We start from the raw sequence: 15107 nt of genomic DNA on the forward strand, positions 1-15107 counted from the left end.
AGCCGATCGTGATCGTCGGGCTGACCCTCATGCTGTCGCCTTCGTCGAGTCGGTCGACTTCTTGGCGACGATGTCGAGGACCGCCAGGTAGGCGAAGGTGATCGCGGGGCCGATGGTGGCGCCGGGGCCCGCGTAGGTGTGGCCCATCACCGGCGAGCTGGTGTTGCCCGCGGCGTAGAGGCCGTCGATGACGGAATCGTCCTCGCGCAGCACACGTGCGGCCGTATCGGTGACGAGGCCGCCCTTGGTGCCGAGGTCGCCGGGCACCATCTTCGCCGCGTAGAACGGGCCCTGCGACAGTTCGGCCAGGCACGGATTCGGCTTCACGGTCGGGTCGCCGTAGTAGCGGTCGTAGTGGCTGTTGCCGCGGCCGAAGTCCTCGTCCTTGCCCGCGGCGGCGAAGCCGTTGAAACGCTCGATCGTCGAGGTCAGGTTGTCGACGGGCACGCCGATGCGCTCGGCGAGCTCCCCGATCGTGTCGGCCTTGACGATGTAGTCGTTCTCCATCCAGCGCGACGGAAAGCGCTGTCCCGGTTGCAGGCCCGCGAAGATGTAGCGGTTGCGGTAGCGCTGGTCGAACACCAGCCAGGACGGCACGTTCTCGCCGGGACCCGCACCCTGCCCGTACTCACCGCCGTACATGGTGTGCACCGCCTCGACGTAGGGGGCGGACTCGTTGCCGAACCGCTCGCCCCGGTCGTTGACCATGATGGTGCCGGGCAGGTTGCGCTCGGCCAGCGCGAACCAGGGCTTGCCGCCCTTGAAGATCGTCGGACCCCACCAGGCGTCCTCCATGAATCCGACCGTCGCACCCGCTGCCATACCCGCGACGATGCCATCGCCGGTGTTGGCCGCGGCACCGGTTGTCCACTCAGTGGTTATCGGCTGACGCTGGTACTTGGCCCGCATGTCGGCATTGTGCTCGAACCCGCCCGCGCCGAGGACCACGCCGTAGCGCGCGGTGAAGGTGACCGGTTCGCCATCGACGGTGGCCTTGACCCCGGTGACCTTGCCGTCGGTGACCACCAGGTCGGTGAGTGGGGTGTTGAGCAGCACCGGCACGCCCGCGTCGAGCAGGCCCTTGCGCATGGCGGCGATGATGGCCTGCCCCATGCCGAGCAGATGCTTGCCGGTCCACTTGGCCAGGTAGGTGCGCGCGCCGACGCGCAGCGCCCGCATCGCGCCCTTGGGATGACGGCGGATCAGGTTGAGCCGCACGAAGTCGGCCTGCATGACGACCACGTTCAGCGGCGCCTTGGCGTAGGGCGGTTCCAGATTGGCCAGTTCCGCGCCGAGCACCTTGCCGTTGAACGGCGTGGGCTCGCACGAACGTCCCTGGCCGAGCCCGCCCGGGGCCTCGGGGTAGTAGTCGGAGTAGCCGGGAACCCACTTCATCTTCAGCGGGGTGTGGTCGAGGACGAAGTCGAACGCCTCGGCGCCACGATCGAGGTAGGTGTCGATCTTCTCGGCGGGCACCACGTCGCCGATGATGCTGTGCAGGTAGGTGCGCGCGTCCTCGCGGTCGTCGGGGCGGCCCGCGGCGAGCAACGCCTTGTTGCCCGGAATCCAGACGCCACCGCCGGATCGGGCCGTCGACCCACCGTAGTGCGCGGCCTTCTCCAGCAGCACAACGCTCAGTCCCTTGTGCGCCGCCGCGAGGGCGGCGGTCATCCCGGCGGCGCCGCTACCGACGACCACGACATCGTATTCCCGATCACTCATGTAGAACACGTTATAGAAGGGTCCGGTCGTTGGACAGATAAAAGTAGAACTCAGTAGAACATGTTGCAGAAATCACCAGATGTAGCGTTGTATTGTCAGGTGAACGGCTGATGCTGAACTGGAAAACCGGTTACAGTTTTGGCATCTAGATCCTTCCGACCGTGCTGCCAAGGAGGTCCGCGTGCTGCCTGACGCGGTACGAACTCAACTCGCCGACGAACTCGCCCGCGCCGAAGACGACCGGGTCGCCGTGTCGCCGCTCGTCGACCGGTTCCCCGATATCGATGTGGTCGACGCCTACGAGATCCAGCTGCTCAACATCCAGCGCAGGCTCCGGTCCGGCGCGAAGGTCGTCGGGCACAAGGTGGGGCTGTCGTCGAAGGCGATGCAGGAGATGATGGGCGTCGACGAGCCCGACTACGGTCACCTGCTCGCCGACATGGAGGTCTACGAAGACGTCCCTGTCGACACCTCGAAGTTCCTGCTGCCGCGCGTGGAGGTCGAGGTCGGATTCGTGCTCGGCGCCGACCTGCCCGGCGAGGACTGCACCGAGGCCGACGTGCTGGCCGCGACTGTCGCGTACGCCCCCTCGATCGAACTCATCGACTCGCGCATCAACGACTGGAAGATCGGCCTGACCGACACCATCGCCGACAACGCCTCCTCGGCCGGGTGGGTGCTCGGCAAAGAACGCGTCGCACCCGGCGACATCGACATCAAGGCCATCGACGCCGTACTCACCCGCAACGGCGAGGTCATCGCCGAGGGCCGCAGCGACGCGGTGCTGGGCGATCCGGTGATCGCCGTCGCGTGGCTGGCGCGCAAGGTCGCGACCTTCGGGGTGCGGTTGAAGAAGGGCGACATCGTGCTCCCCGGTTCCTGCACCCGCGCCATCGACGCCCGCCCCGGTGACGACTTCCTCGCCGAGTTCACCGGACTCGGTTCCGTCCGTTTGCGTTTCCGCTGAACCAGACTTCCCAAGGAGTACACCGTGACCAGCAAAGTCACCGCCGCGATCGTGGGGTCCGGCAACATCAGCACCGATCTGCTCTACAAGCTGCTGCGCTCGGACAAGATCGAGCCGCGCTGGATGATCGGCATCGACCCGGATTCGGAGGGGCTGAAGCGGGCACGCGGGCTGGGTCTGGAAACCTCCGCCGAGGGCGCGGACTGGCTGCTCGCCCTCGACGAGAAGCCGGATCTGCTGTTCGAGGCCACCTCCGCCTACGTGCACCGTGCGTACGCGCCGAAATACGAGGCCGCGGGTATTCGTGCCGTCGACCTCACCCCGGCCGCCGTCGGCCCGGCCGTGATCCCCCCGGTGAACCTGGATTCGCTGCGGGACGCGGCGAACGTCAACATGATCACCTGCGGTGGCCAGGCCACGATTCCGATGGTCAACGCGGTCTCGCGGGTTGTCCCGGTGTCCTACGCCGAGATCGTGGCCTCGGTGTCCTCGGTGTCGGCCGGTCCGGGTACCCGCGCGAACATCGACGAGTTCACCAAGACCACCTCCAAGGGTGTGGAGACCATCGGTGGCGCCGAACGCGGTAAGGCCATCATCATCCTGAACCCGGCCGAGCCGCCGATGATCATGCGCGACACCATCTTCTGCGCCATCCCCGAGGATGCCGATCGCGACGCGATCTCCGAGTCGATCTTCCGGATGGAGAAGTCCATTCAGGAGTACGTGCCCGGCTACCGGCTGCTCAACGAACCCCAGTTCGACGACCCGTCGCTGGTATCCGGCGGCTTGGCGAAGGTGTCGATCTTCGTCGAGGTCGAGGGCGCGGGCGACTTCCTGCCGCCGTACGCGGGCAACCTCGACATCATGACGGCCGCGGCCACCAAGGTCGGCGATGTGCTGGCCGATCAAATCATCTCGGCTCGGGTGTAAGGGAGAACTCAATCATGAGCAATGTGCGCAAGCCCTACTCGGGCGAACTCGATGTGCGCGTTACCGATACCTCGCTGCGTGACGGCTCGCATCACAAGCGTCACCAGTTCACCGTGACCGAGGTTCGCGACATCGTCGGCGCGCTCGACGCGTCCGGTGTCCCGGTCATCGAGGTCACCCACGGTGACGGCCTGGCCGGGTCCTCGTTCAACTACGGGTTCTCCAAGACCCCGGAGCAGGAACTGATCAAGGCCGCCGCGGAGACCGCCAAGCAGGCCAAGATCGCCTTCCTGATGCTGCCCGGTGTGGGCATCAAGGAGGACATCAAGATCTCGCAGGACAACGGCGCGTCCATCTGCCGCATCGCCACCCACTGCACCGAAGCCGATGTGTCCATTCAGCACTTCGGCTACGCGCGGGATCTGGGCCTGGAGACCGTCGGCTTCCTGATGATGGCGCACAGCACCACCCCGGAGCTGCTGGCCGAGCAGGCCCGCATCATGGCCGACGCGGGCTGCCAGTGCGTGTACGTCGTCGACTCGGCGGGCGCGCTTGTGCTGGAACAGGTTTCGGACCGCGTCTCGGCGCTGGTGGCCGAACTCGGCGACGACGCCCAGGTCGGCTTCCACGGCCACGAGAACCTCGGCCTCGCCGTGGCGAACTCGGTCTACGCCGTGCGCGCGGGCGCCACCCAGATCGACGGCTCGGCCCGCCGCTTCGGCGCGGGCGCGGGCAACCTGCCGGTCGAAGCCTTCATCGGCGTCTGCGACAAGCTCGGCGTCAAGACCGGCGTGGACTTCTTCGCCGTCACCGATGCCGCCGAGGACGTGGTCCGCCCGGCCATGCCGTCGGAGTGCCTGCTCGACCGTCAGGCCCTGATGATGGGTTACGCGGGCGTCTACTCCAGCTTCCTGCGTCACGCCGAACGCCAGGCCGAACGCTACGGCGTCTCCGCCGCTGAAATGCTGGTCCGCGCGGGCAAGCGCAAGCTCGTCGGTGGCCAGGAGGACCAGCTCATCGATATCGCCCTGGAACTCCAGCGCGAAGCTTCGGTCACCGCCTGATAGTTCCCCACCCAGCACCGGGTCGGCAGATATCCTGCCGGCCCGGTGCTGTTTCTCTGGGCACAGCTTCTTTGTGCACAGCGATCCCAAGGACTTACTGCTGCGGGTTCGACTCGATCCAATTGGATCGAGTCCGTCACCGCCGCGATGCAGCCTGGTAGTCGTGACCGCCGACGTAGAACGTGTGGCCGTCCGCGACCGCGTCGGTGCCGGCCCGAACGATCACGCGCGCGAAGTCCTCGACCGTGGGCAACGGGCCTGCCGCGCGGCGGGATTCGACACTGCCCGGGTCGCGCCGTTCCAGCAGGCGGACGATGATCGTCCCGTCGATCATGTCGCCGGACACCACCGTGAAACCGACTCCGCGCTCACGGAATTCGGGGATCAGCGCTCGCAGCGCGTCCTCGCCGGCCCGCTTGCTCCGTGCGATCGGCGTGTAACCCTGTGGCACGTTGTCGTTTTCGTGGATGAAGTGCGCCTGATGGCTGGTGACGAACACTATCCGGCCGCCCTCGGGCATCAGCGGCAGCATCGCCGTCGCCAGGTTCACCTGCGCATCCCGGTTGAGTCGGAGCGCGTACCCGGCATCGGCGTCCCGCTCGAGTCCGCCGGACGCGTTGAGCACCAAGGTATCCAGCCGGCCGAACGTCCGGCCGACCTCCTCGACCATCGCCTCGACAGCCGCCGGATCGGAGACATCGGCGCCGAGCACCGAGGCGCTGCCGCCCGCCGTCACGATCCCGTCCACGACATCCTGGGCCCGCTTGCGCTTCTCCCGGAAGTTCACGACGACATGCGCTCCCGCCGCCCCGAACTGCGCGGCCGCCTCCGCCCCGATGCCCCGCGAGGCCCCGGTCACCAGCACGATTCGCTGAATTGTCGAATCCATCGTCGATCTCCTCGCCACATCCCCGACCGGTCATAACGCTTCTGATTCAGAAGCAACTATCGTGCTTCTGAATGAGAAGCGCAACCGGCGACGAACCCTCGCAAGCGATCCTGGCCGCGATCGACCTACTCGGCCAGCGCTGGATGCTGCGCGTGATCTGGGAACTCGAGCCAGGCCCCCTTGGCTTCCTCGACCTGCGCCGGCGCATGGGCAACTGCTCGTCGAGCATGCTCTCGGACCGCCTCCAGCAGCTCCAGTCCGCGGCGCTGATCCGCAAGAACGGCCAGCGCGGCGCCTACGAGCTCACCACCGAAGGCGCCCTCCTCGCCGAGTCTCTCCAGCCCCTGTGGGACTGGTCCGAGAACCGGACCCCCACCGGCGACGGGCGAATCCCCTGGCGGCCCGACCGCTAGTCCGCCGACCCTCGGAAACTCGCTGGACAGGGGCGATATAACTGGCTGATGAGCGAGGATGCGGCGGCGTTGTTCTGCGATACCGGCATGGCCGGTCGAATCGAGCGGATGGAGACCGAGGCCATTGCCGGTGGGGTGAACGCGGGACTCCGCAGGGCGACCACGACGACCGGCGGGTTCACACAGGAGATCGCCGGTGGCGCAGCGTGTTTCGCCGGCCCGAACTCGCCGTTGAACAAGGTGGTCGGCGTCGGCTTCGCCGGGGTGCCCTCGACGGCGCAATGGGTGGCGGTCGAACAGGCTTATGCCGAGGTGGGGGCGCCGGTCCAGGTCGAGCTGGCCCATCTCGCCGACCCGCGGATCGGCGCCGAACTGACCGCGCGCGGGTATCGGCTGACATCGTTCGAGAACGTGCTCGGCCTGCGCCTGCGCGGCCGTGCGTGGCAGGTTCCGCAGTCGGTCGAGGTGCGCCGCGATGACGACGACGACATGGACACCTGGCTCGATACCGTCGTCGACGGCTTCGCCCACCCCGACGACGACGGCCTACCCGCCACCGAGGACTTCCCTCGCGACATCCTCGCCTCCGCCGTCCGAGACCTGGCTGCCACCAACAACACCCATCGCTATGTGGCCTACCGCGCAGGCGAGCCCGCAGGCGGCGCGAGCCTTCGCCTGGCCGGCGGCATCGCCGCTCTCGCCGGGGCGGCGACGCTCCCCGAGCATCGTCGACAAGGCGTCCAGACAGCGCTGCTCTCCACCCGGCTCAACGCGGCGGCCGCGGCCGACTGCGACCTCGCGGTCATCACCACCCAGCCCGGATCGAAATCCCAGCAGAACTCCCAGTCCCAAGGCTTCGCCCTGCTCTACACCCGAGCGGTGCTGGTCAAAGACCCCGCCTGACCGCGACCTACTCGATGCGGATCTCTTCGACGGTGGGGCCCTTGGCCGAGAGGCCGCTCACCAGGAGTGCGTAGATCGCGACGATGAGGATGGGCGCGGCCAGAGGCGCCCAGATCAGCTGGACGGGGACCCAGGCCGCGGTGGCGGCGGCGATGGTGAACAGGACCGCGCCGCCCACCGAGGGGATGGTGGTGGGGACCACGCCCTCGGGGGCGTGCAGGACGGCCGCGTTGAGCAGGTAGGTGGTGGCAACCAAACCTGTTGCCGCTGCGGCTATTACGCCGACGTCGGCGAAAGCAAGAGCGGCGACGGTGATCAGCACCGCGCCGACCGAGGCCGGGCGCCACCACCAGCTCGCGATCACCAGCGCCAGCGCGGGCACCCCGGCGAGGGGATTGATCAGCGCCACCGCGGCGACCAGGAGCAGACCGGCCAGCAGAGCAAGGAATCTCGTCATCGGCGTACCCGTACCGCTCGGCGGTGTTCGGGGAGCAGGCGCATGGCCTGGTCCAGGCGGGTGTCTTCGGGCCAGGCGATGATGTCGACGCCGACGGTGCCCATGTCCCGATACATCGAGGCCCGTTCGAGCTGCCACATCTTGGCCATGGTCGGGTCGAGGCCGTCCTCGAAGGGTGTACCGCGCAGGACGTCGACCGCGACCACCACGTGGCCGCGTTTGCGCAGGTCGATCAGGGCCAGCGCGAACTGGGTGTCGAGCAGGGTGGAGAAGGCCACCACGATCGCGCCGATCGGCACGGCGGCGTGCGGCGCCAGGGTGCCGGTGGTCTCGACGTGTTCGTCGCCGACGCCCAGAACGGTGTCGACGATGCGGTAGAACTGTCTGCGGCCGATGTCGGGGCGCAGCCAGCGGGGCGATTCACCGAGGCAGACCACGGCGGTGCGGTCGCCGGATTGCAGGGTCGACTGCACCACCTGGGCGGCGCCGCGCACCGACAGTTCCAGCGAAGCGCTGGCGGGGCCGGGCGCCTGCAGAGATGTGTCGACCATGACAACCACGTCGGCGGAGCGGTTGGTGAACCGCTGGGTGACGTAGAGCCTGCCGCGCCGCGCGCTCACCGGCCAGTTGACGGCGCGCAATTGATCGCCCGGCGTGTAGGCGCGGATGTCGGCGTATTCGACACCGGGGCCGTGCCTGCGGGTCAGGTGGGTGCCGATGCGGTCGGGAAGTTCGGTGCGCGGCATGCGCATTCGCTGCGGATCGGCGATGGGATACACGTAGAGCTTGGCCGCGGGCAGCTCGGTGGTAGCGACCGCGAGACCGGCCGGGCTCAGCGCGGACACCTTCACCTGCACCGGATACCGGCCCCAGCGGGTGGCCGAGAGCCCGAGCCGCATGCCCGCGGGCGCACCACCGGAATCGTGGGCTTCCTCGACCTCGAGCTCCAGGCCGGGCATCGGCAGGGCGGTCATCCGCAGCAGCGCGTGCCCGCTCTCGACGAAAGCGACCGCGCTGCAACCGATCACCTCGTTCTCGAAACAGCGAACGGTGCCGCTGCCGTCGACCTGGACCCTGGTCGGCGCCTGCTGCCACGGCGCGGTGGCGAGCACACCGAGCATCGGCGCCGCGAAGACGACCAGCTGCCACTGCCCCAGCAGCACCGCGACGACCAGTGCCGCTGCCGCGCAACCGGCCAGGATGAACACCAGTGGCGCGGGCCGCCACCGGAGGTCGACCTCGACCGTTCTGGATTCGTCGCGATGCTTCATGTGCTCGTGGCGCGGGGCACCGGTAGCCGGCGGAGTAGTTCGGTGATGACGTCCTCGCCGCGGATACGACGCACCCACATTTCGGGGCGCAACGTGATGCGATGCGACATCGCCGCCACCGCGAGGGCTTTCACGTCTTCGGGAATCACATAGTCGCGCCCGAGGAGCAGCGCCCTCGCCCGCGACATCTGCACCAGATCGAGTTCGGCACGTGGGCTGGCGCCGACTTCCACCTGCGGATGACTGCGGGTGGCCGAGGCCAGCGCGACGACGTAGCTCACCACGTCGGGGTGCACCGTGACGAACTCGACCGACTGACGCATCTCCATCAGCCCCTGCGCGTCGACCACCTGGCCCACTTGCGGTGCGGTGGAACCACGTTCGAGCCTGCGCCGGATCATCTGCGTCTCGTCGGCCTCGGAGAGGTAACCGAGACGCAGCTGGATGGCGAAGCGGTCGAGCTGGGCCTCGGGCAGCGGGTAGGTGCCCTCGTACTCGATCGGGTTGTCGGTGGCCAGCACCACGAACGGCTGTGGGAGCAGGAAGGTTTCGCCGTCGATGCTCACCTGGCCCTCGGCCATCGCCTCCAGCAGCGCGGCCTGGGTCTTGGGCGGCGTGCGGTTGATCTCGTCGGCGAGCAGCACATTGGTGAACACCGGACCGCGACGGAAGTTGAACCGGCCCGACGCCATGTCATAGATCGTCGAACCCAGCAGGTCGGCGGGCAGTAGATCGGGCGTGAACTGCACGCGGGTGAAGTCCAGGCCGAGCGCGGCCGCGAAAGACCGCGCGATCAGGGTCTTTCCGAGGCCCGGCAGGTCCTCGATGAGTACGTGGCCTCCGGCCAGCACGGCAATCATGATGAGCTGCAACTCATCTCGCTTGCCGACCACGACACGGCCCAGCTCACGCAGTACGGCATCGGAGCGCTGGACGGTCACGTTCAACGGCATTGTCATCGGTGGCCTCTAACCCCTCACATCGTCTGCAAACGGCGCAGGATCTCATCCAGCGCCTCTCTACCCGGTGCGCGACCGGTGTGATCGCGCAGCGCGGAGTTCGCCGGATCCACCCAGCGCCACAGTTCAGGTCCGAACTGCAGCTGACCGGCGGCCTCGGTGGCCCGGCGATTCTTGGAAACCCTCAGCCCGGTGGACAGCTCGAATTCCTTGGCGAGCAGCGGCCGCAGGTGGCGGTCCCAGTCGGCGCGGGTGCCGTCGGCGCGGGCGGTGAGCATCTCGGCGCGCGCGTGCCAGCGACCGAGCATCTCCGCCGGACCGTTGTCGATGTACTCGGTGAGCGGTTCCTCGCGGATCACACGGTGCCGCAGCGACCAGACCAGCATCGCGAGCGCCGCGGCCACCGGCACGGCGACCGCGAGCAGCACCGAGTCACGATCAAGACGCACCAGCGTCACTTCGATCACCGCGACCGCGAGCACGGCCGTCACAATCACCGAAGTCCGGTTCACGCTGAGCCCTCCTGGCATGCTCCGGTGACCTGCGCGGTGACGCGAGCTACCGCCTCCGGTCCGCTCATGCCGTCACCAGCCTGCGCTGCAGGTCTGTGAGGACGATGCGCAGCAGTTGTTCGGCGCGCATGCGCTGCCATTCGAGCATCGAGTGCGGGCTGAACCGCGCCTCCTCGAACAGCGCGACCAGCTCGCGGGCCGAAGCATCGTGCAGCACACCGCTTTCGAAGGCCCTGGCCAGCACCTCCATCGGGGTGTCCGAGGCCAGCGGGCGGGCGGCGCGGTCGCTGGACAGACCGCGCTCCATCGCCACATAGCAGGCGATGATGGCGGTGCGCGGGTCCTGACCCGGGGCGTTCATCGCAGCGAGGCCCATTTCGGCGGCGCGCGTGAGGGAGTCGACTTCGCTCGAGGTCGGTTCGTCCTCGACGGGCGCGACGGGGGCCGGTTCACGACGCGCGGCGACAGCCACGACGACCAGGCCGACCAGCGCGACCACGATCAGCACAATGGCCAGGATCGCCGCGATCACCAGGGCGGTGCCGGTGAGTTCGGTGGGTCCGGTGGTGGGATCCGCGGCATGGGTGTCGGTCGTGGGGACGGGGCCGGAGCCCTCGGTCAGCGTTTCGGAGGCCGGGCGCATCGGGCGGGCGCCGGGCAGCAGGAACAGTGCGGTGACCCCGCCTGCGAAGATCAGCGCCACCGCGGCGACGGCGACCGGGACCAGCAGCGCCATCCTGCGCCACTGGATGCGCGGCATGGCGTCGCGTTCGGCTTCCGGCATCGCCAGCGGCAGGCGGTGCTGACTGGCGATCACGCCCGCGACCAGGATGACGATCGAGACCAGCAGCAGTACCGGCATCACGGCGACGAGCAGCGCGGAAGGGGCTCCGGTCGAGGTCGCGCCGGAGCCGGGCAGCGTGCCCTGCAACGCGATCGTCGAAGCGACGACCAGTGCGATCACGACGATCGCCCGCGTAATGGGCTGATTCACCCCGATCACAGCTGTACCACCAAACCCCAGAGACTGCACAAAACAGCCACATAGTTACATGCCGAGTGGTCCGCTCGAGAGGAAATCGATGCTTTTGGACCCCTCCCCTCTTATTGTCCCCCCGCGATCAAGGGCTTGCTAAGCAGTGCGAACGTCCGACACGCCAGTTAATGGCAACTCACCGAGGCGGCTGGCGGTGCGAGCCAGATCGGGGATCGCCGGGACGCCCGCTGTCAGGTCGTGCGCGGGCTCCGGAGCGTGGATCGTGAACGGGAGATCGGCGTCGTAGAGGACATCGACGAGATTCACCAGGCGCATCGACCAGGCCGGCGGGACCTCGCGCAGCGGCGGGACCTCGCGCAGGGTCCAGTGGCGGTAGCGCTCGGTGAGGCGGAGGTAGTCGGCGGCACTGGTGGGGGCGGCGCAGATGTCGTGGAAATCGAGGGTGATGGCATCGGTGGCGGCGTGGGCGCGGATGGTCCGGCCGTTGCCGAGGGACACCTCGACGGGGCCGGCACCCGTCAGGGGTCCGGCACCCACTGTGAGCACGTAGCGACCCGCGAGGAAGCCGGTGTCGCGGTGTGACGTGCGGGTGCGGTAGTCGAGTGGTCCATCGAGGGCGACCGGGCGGAGGTGGGCGAGGATCAACTCGATGGTGGGCAGGAACGCGTCGTGGAACAGCGGGTTGGGCAGGAGCTCCTGGGGCCGGTAGTTCGAGGTGACCACGAGGGTGCGGTGGTCGGCGAAGAGGGCTTCGAGCATGCGGGCGACGAGCATGGCATCGCCGATATCGGTGACGTGGAATTCGTCGAAGCAGACCAGGTCGGCGTCGCCGAGGAGTTCGTCGATGGCCCGTTCGATCGAACCCAGCGTGTGCGTGGCGGTATGGAGGGCGGCGAAGAAACTGTGGAAGTGGAAGCGGCGCTTGCGCCGTGTCTCGACCGCGCCGAAGAACCGGTCCATCACCATGGTCTTGCCGCGGCCCGGTCGGCCGTGCAGGTAGATGCCGCCGCGATCGGCCCTCGGATCGCCGGAGCCCCCGGGGCGATCTGCCTGCTGGTTGCCGAGTGCGGCCGGGCGCCCGCGCAGGGCGGCGAAAGCGCCCGATCGCCGACCGCCGCTTTCAGCGAGGCGCGGGCGGCCGAACCGGCCAGTGCGTCGAGCAAGGTGCCCACCGTGTGCGAGGTGCCCGTCGACCGGATCGAGCAGTGATTCGAGCGCGTGTAGGGCCGCTTGCTGTGCGGGGTCGAGCACCACGGTGTCGGGTTTCATGCGAACCTCCTCGTTCCTCTACAGTTGTAGAGGACGGGCGTCGCTGACGGCCAGGAGAGGTGACGATGTCCACAGACCGGCGGGCACAGATCGTGACGGGCGCCATCGAACTCATCGCGACCCGGGGCATCCGCGCGCTCACCCACCGCGCGCTGGACACCCAGCTGGCCCTGCCCGCGGGTTCGACTTCGTACTACTTCCGCACGCGACGAGCCCTGATCGAGGCGGTGGCCGACGGGATCACCACCCGCTCACGCGCGGATTTCGTGGCCGCGCAGGACGAATCATCGGCCGACCCGGAAGACCTGACGCGGGTCGCGCGCGCGGAATCAGCAAGTCGGCCGATGGATCCCGTGCAGGTCGCGCACGACATCGCGACCTGGCTCGATCAGCTACTCGTCCATCGCCGTAACGAGCTGATCGCGCGGCACGCCCTGATCATCGAGGTCCTGTCCGACCCAGAACTGCACGGCCGCCTGGCAGGCAGCCTGTTCTCCCTGGACCGCGCGACAGACCTGTTCAGCGCCCTCGGCGCCGCCGAACCACGCGAGTGGGCGCACGACTTCCTGGCACTGCTGGAAGGACTCGTCTTCGATCGGTTCGCGGGACTGCGCGCGGGAACAGCGGGCACCGTCGACCAGCTCGCCCGACCGCTGACCGATTTCCTGACGAGCGGTCAGTCCCGCCAGCCGAATTCGGAATAGGTGGCGGTCGAATTCAGCGCGGCCAATCCGAGCGCGGAATACTCGATCAGGTCGGCGGGCAACTCGGTCAGCGGAAACCATTGCAATGCATAGCATTTATCGGGTTCCCGATTGAAAGGCTCACCGCGCCACGACTCGACGCGGAAGAACAGGCCGAGCCGGGCGTCGCGACCGGGGGCGGTGACGTGGGCGACGTGGAACAACCGCAGGGCGGTGGGATCGATGTCGACCCCGACCTCCTCCGCGGCCTCACGGACCGCGGCCGCCGCCACCGATTCGCCGGCTTCGACCTTTCCCGACGGCAGGTGCCAGCGGTGATCGAACTCGTCGCCGCTGCGGCGCAGGCTCAGCAGAACCTCGTCACCGCGGATCAGCAGGACGTGCGCGTCGACCAGGTGGCGGGGAGTCACCCGGTCGAGCGTACGAGAGCCGAGGCTACGACGTCAGGACGAGTCCGGAGGTGGGGACGCCGGTACCCGCGGTGACCAGGATGCGTTCCAGGGCGTCGACCTGGTTGACCGAGGTGCCGCGGATCTGGCGAACCGCTTCGGCGATGCCGTTCATGCCGTGGATATAGGCCTCGCCGAGCTGGCCGCCGTGGGTGTTGAGCGGAAGGCGTCCGCCGAGCTCGATGGCGCCGTCGGCGATGAAGTTCTTGGCTTCGCCACGGGGGCAGAAGCCGAGCTCCTCGAGCTGCATGAGGACGAACGGGGTGAAGTGGTCGTAGAGGATCGCGGCCTGCATGTCGGCGGCGGTCAGGCCGCTCTGCGCCCACAGCTGGTCGCCGACGAGACCCATTTCCGGCAGCCCGGTCATGGCGTCGCGGTAGTAGCTGGTCATTACGTACTGGTCCGCGCCGCTGCCCTGCGCGGCGGCCGCGATGATCGCCGGACGCTGCGGGAGGTCGCGGGCGCGTTCGGCGCTCGTGACCACGATGGCGACGCCACCGTCGGATTCCTGGCAGCAGTCGAGCAGGTGCAGCGGTTCGGCGATCCAGCGCGAATCCTGGTGCTGTTCCAGGGTGATCGGCTTGCCGTAGAAGAAAGCGTTGGGATTCACCGCGGCGTGCTTGCGGTCGGCCACCGCCACCGCGCCGAAATCGGCACTGGTCGCGCCGGTGACGTGCATGTACCGGCGGGCGACCATCGCGACCTGCGCGGCGGGCGTGCCGAGCCCCTGCGGGTAGGCCCAGCCCGCGTCGATCCCCGACGACGTGGGCGCGGCGGCCAGCGCGGGCGAGAACTGACCGAATCGGGCGCCGGATCGTTCGTTGAACGCGCGATAGGCCACCACGACATCGGCCACCCCGGTGGCCACGGCCATCGCGGCCTGCTGCACGGTCGCGCAGGCCGCGCCGCCGCCGTATCCGATGTGGCTGAAGAACTTCAGACTCGGAATGCCGACCGCCCTGGCCACCGCGGCCTGGGTGTTGGTGTCCATGGTGAAGGTGGTGAGGCCGTCGACGTCGGCGGGCGTGAGACCCGCGTCGGCCAGTGCCGCGCCGACCGCCTCCGCGGCCAACCGCAATTCACTGCGTCCGGAGTCCTTGGAGAAGTCGGTGGCACCGATGCCGACGATGGCGGCGCGACCGGAAAGGCCGGCGGATTCGGCGGAGGTGGTGCTCATTTCGGCTCCAGATCGGGAAGGGCGATGACGGCCGTGGCGGTGATGTGCTCGCCGAGGCTGTCTGTGCCGTGCACGTCGATGGTGACCTGGGTGCCGTCGATCTCGGTGACCGTGCCGGAAAGGGTCAGGGTGTCACCGGAGTACAGCGGCACGCCGAGACGAAGAGCGATGCGCTTGACCAGCGCACGCGGACCGGCCCAGTCGGTGACGAAGCGCTGCACCAGACCGGTGTCGGTGAGGATGTTGACGAAGATGTCGCTCGACCCGCGCTCGACCGCCTTGTCGCGGTCGTGGTGCACATCCTGGAAGTCCCTGGTGGCCAGGGCGGTGCTGATCACGAACGTGGGGTCGGCGTGGATCACCAACTGCGGCAGGGTGGTTCCCACCGCGAGGGTGGCGAGTTCGACGGTGGGAGTCATCGGGG

17 protein-coding genes are annotated in these 15107 nt (G+C 68.3%); 6 read left to right on the forward strand and 11 right to left on the reverse strand.

Features of this window, described 5'->3' with window-relative positions:
* Window positions 1-27 precede the first annotated feature (27 nt).
* Window positions 28-1731, reverse strand: coding sequence for a 3-oxosteroid 1-dehydrogenase (gene kstD / locus ACFQ9R_RS13275; RefSeq protein ID WP_378990691.1), 1704 nt, complete (start codon window positions 1729-1731; stop codon window positions 28-30).
* A gap of 172 nt (window positions 1732-1903) precedes the next feature.
* On the opposite strand from kstD, the gene ACFQ9R_RS13280 reads away from it, so the two are divergent.
* From ACFQ9R_RS13280 to dmpG, 3 genes are read left to right on the forward strand one after another with little or no spacing between them, the layout of a single operon-like run.
* Complete coding sequence (locus ACFQ9R_RS13280) at window positions 1904-2689, forward strand: 2-keto-4-pentenoate hydratase (RefSeq protein ID WP_378990692.1); 786 nt, start codon at window positions 1904-1906, stop codon at window positions 2687-2689.
* Between the two features lie 24 nt (window positions 2690-2713).
* Window positions 2714-3619, forward strand: coding sequence for an acetaldehyde dehydrogenase (acetylating) (locus ACFQ9R_RS13285; RefSeq protein ID WP_378990693.1), 906 nt, complete (start codon window positions 2714-2716; stop codon window positions 3617-3619).
* Between the two features lie 14 nt (window positions 3620-3633).
* Window positions 3634-4683 (forward strand): 4-hydroxy-2-oxovalerate aldolase, encoded by a 1050-nt coding sequence (gene dmpG, locus ACFQ9R_RS13290; RefSeq protein WP_378990694.1) that lies wholly within the window; start codon window positions 3634-3636, stop codon window positions 4681-4683.
* Between the two features lie 136 nt (window positions 4684-4819).
* Here dmpG and ACFQ9R_RS13295 read toward each other — a convergent pair whose 3' ends face one another.
* Window positions 4820-5572 (reverse strand): SDR family oxidoreductase, encoded by a 753-nt coding sequence (locus ACFQ9R_RS13295; RefSeq protein ID WP_378990695.1) that lies wholly within the window; start codon window positions 5570-5572, stop codon window positions 4820-4822.
* Window positions 5573-5643: 71 nt separating this feature from the next.
* Between ACFQ9R_RS13295 and ACFQ9R_RS13300 the strand changes: the two genes are divergently transcribed.
* Together ACFQ9R_RS13300 and ACFQ9R_RS13305 are read left to right on the forward strand one after the other, a co-directional pair.
* Window positions 5644-5985, forward strand: a complete 342-nt coding sequence (locus ACFQ9R_RS13300; protein ID WP_378990696.1) for a winged helix-turn-helix transcriptional regulator — start codon at window positions 5644-5646, stop codon at window positions 5983-5985.
* Window positions 5986-6054: 69 nt separating this feature from the next.
* On the forward strand, window positions 6055-6888 hold the full coding sequence (locus ACFQ9R_RS13305; protein WP_378990807.1) for a GNAT family N-acetyltransferase: 834 nt from the start codon (window positions 6055-6057) through the stop codon (window positions 6886-6888).
* A gap of 7 nt (window positions 6889-6895) precedes the next feature.
* On the opposite strand, the gene ACFQ9R_RS13310 is transcribed toward ACFQ9R_RS13305, so the two are convergent.
* From ACFQ9R_RS13310 to zapE, 6 genes are all read right to left on the reverse strand, one after another.
* Window positions 6896-7345, reverse strand: coding sequence for a hypothetical protein (locus tag ACFQ9R_RS13310; RefSeq protein ID WP_378990697.1), 450 nt, complete (start codon window positions 7343-7345; stop codon window positions 6896-6898).
* On the reverse strand, window positions 7342-8616 hold the full coding sequence (locus tag ACFQ9R_RS13315) for a DUF58 domain-containing protein (protein ID WP_101464690.1): 1275 nt from the start codon (window positions 8614-8616) through the stop codon (window positions 7342-7344). Before ACFQ9R_RS13315 ends, ACFQ9R_RS13310 begins: the two co-directional genes overlap by 4 nt.
* Complete coding sequence (locus ACFQ9R_RS13320) at window positions 8613-9575, reverse strand: AAA family ATPase (RefSeq protein ID WP_378970823.1); 963 nt, start codon at window positions 9573-9575, stop codon at window positions 8613-8615. The genes ACFQ9R_RS13315 and ACFQ9R_RS13320 overlap by 4 nt, the downstream gene beginning before the upstream one ends.
* A 17-nt stretch (window positions 9576-9592) precedes the next feature.
* Window positions 9593-10087 (reverse strand): hypothetical protein, encoded by a 495-nt coding sequence (locus ACFQ9R_RS13325; protein WP_101464691.1) that lies wholly within the window; start codon window positions 10085-10087, stop codon window positions 9593-9595.
* A 64-nt stretch (window positions 10088-10151) separates the two neighbouring features.
* Window positions 10152-11081: a DUF4129 domain-containing protein gene (locus ACFQ9R_RS13330; RefSeq protein ID WP_378990699.1), complete on the reverse strand. Its 930-nt coding sequence runs from the start codon at window positions 11079-11081 to the stop codon at window positions 10152-10154.
* Window positions 11082-11219: 138 nt separating this feature from the next.
* A complete protein-coding gene (gene zapE, locus ACFQ9R_RS13335; protein WP_378990700.1) occupies window positions 11220-12353 on the reverse strand; it encodes a cell division protein ZapE in 1134 nt (377 codons plus the stop codon).
* Window positions 12354-12418: 65 nt separating this feature from the next.
* Between zapE and ACFQ9R_RS13340 the strand changes: the two genes are divergently transcribed.
* Window positions 12419-13057: a TetR/AcrR family transcriptional regulator gene (locus ACFQ9R_RS13340; protein WP_378990701.1), complete on the forward strand. Its 639-nt coding sequence runs from the start codon at window positions 12419-12421 to the stop codon at window positions 13055-13057.
* Here the strand turns inward: ACFQ9R_RS13340 and ACFQ9R_RS13345 are convergent.
* From ACFQ9R_RS13345 to ACFQ9R_RS13355, 3 genes are read right to left on the reverse strand one after another with little or no spacing between them, the layout of a single operon-like run.
* A complete protein-coding gene (locus tag ACFQ9R_RS13345) occupies window positions 13030-13467 on the reverse strand; it encodes an NUDIX domain-containing protein (protein ID WP_378990702.1) in 438 nt (145 codons plus the stop codon). The genes ACFQ9R_RS13340 and ACFQ9R_RS13345 overlap by 28 nt on opposite strands.
* 25 nt (window positions 13468-13492) lie before the next feature.
* Complete coding sequence (locus ACFQ9R_RS13350; RefSeq protein WP_378990703.1) at window positions 13493-14683, reverse strand: lipid-transfer protein; 1191 nt, start codon at window positions 14681-14683, stop codon at window positions 13493-13495.
* The gene (locus tag ACFQ9R_RS13355) at window positions 14680-15102 is read right to left on the reverse strand and encodes a MaoC family dehydratase (protein ID WP_378990704.1); all 423 of its coding nucleotides are present in this window, start codon (window positions 15100-15102) and stop codon (window positions 14680-14682) included. Before ACFQ9R_RS13355 ends, ACFQ9R_RS13350 begins: the two co-directional genes overlap by 4 nt.
* Window positions 15103-15107 lie beyond the last annotated feature (5 nt).

It is taken from the genome of Nocardia sp. NPDC056541, assembly GCF_042794235.1.
Classification (GTDB): domain Bacteria; phylum Actinomycetota; class Actinomycetes; order Mycobacteriales; family Mycobacteriaceae; genus Nocardia.

What these genes read in the sequence shown, in the direction of transcription:
- dmpG (WP_378990694.1), top strand. Translation starts at nt 3,634, where the DNA reads ATGAGCAATGTGCGCAAGCCCTACTCGGGCGAACTCGATGTGCGCGTT.
- ACFQ9R_RS13295 (WP_378990695.1), bottom strand. Translation starts at nt 5,572, where the DNA reads ATGGATTCGACAATTCAGCGAATCGTGCTGGTGACCGGGGCCTCGCGG.
- ACFQ9R_RS13300 (WP_378990696.1), top strand. Translation starts at nt 5,644, where the DNA reads ATGAGAAGCGCAACCGGCGACGAACCCTCGCAAGCGATCCTGGCCGCG.
- ACFQ9R_RS13310 (WP_378990697.1), bottom strand. Translation starts at nt 7,345, where the DNA reads ATGACGAGATTCCTTGCTCTGCTGGCCGGTCTGCTCCTGGTCGCCGCG.
- ACFQ9R_RS13315 (WP_101464690.1), bottom strand. Translation starts at nt 8,616, where the DNA reads ATGAAGCATCGCGACGAATCCAGAACGGTCGAGGTCGACCTCCGGTGG.
- ACFQ9R_RS13320 (WP_378970823.1), bottom strand. Translation starts at nt 9,575, where the DNA reads ATGACAATGCCGTTGAACGTGACCGTCCAGCGCTCCGATGCCGTACTG.
- zapE (WP_378990700.1), bottom strand. Translation starts at nt 12,353, where the DNA reads ATGAAACCCGACACCGTGGTGCTCGACCCCGCACAGCAAGCGGCCCTA.
- ACFQ9R_RS13340 (WP_378990701.1), top strand. Translation starts at nt 12,419, where the DNA reads ATGTCCACAGACCGGCGGGCACAGATCGTGACGGGCGCCATCGAACTC.
- ACFQ9R_RS13350 (WP_378990703.1), bottom strand. Translation starts at nt 14,683, where the DNA reads ATGAGCACCACCTCCGCCGAATCCGCCGGCCTTTCCGGTCGCGCCGCC.
- ACFQ9R_RS13355 (WP_378990704.1), bottom strand. Translation starts at nt 15,102, where the DNA reads ATGACTCCCACCGTCGAACTCGCCACCCTCGCGGTGGGAACCACCCTG.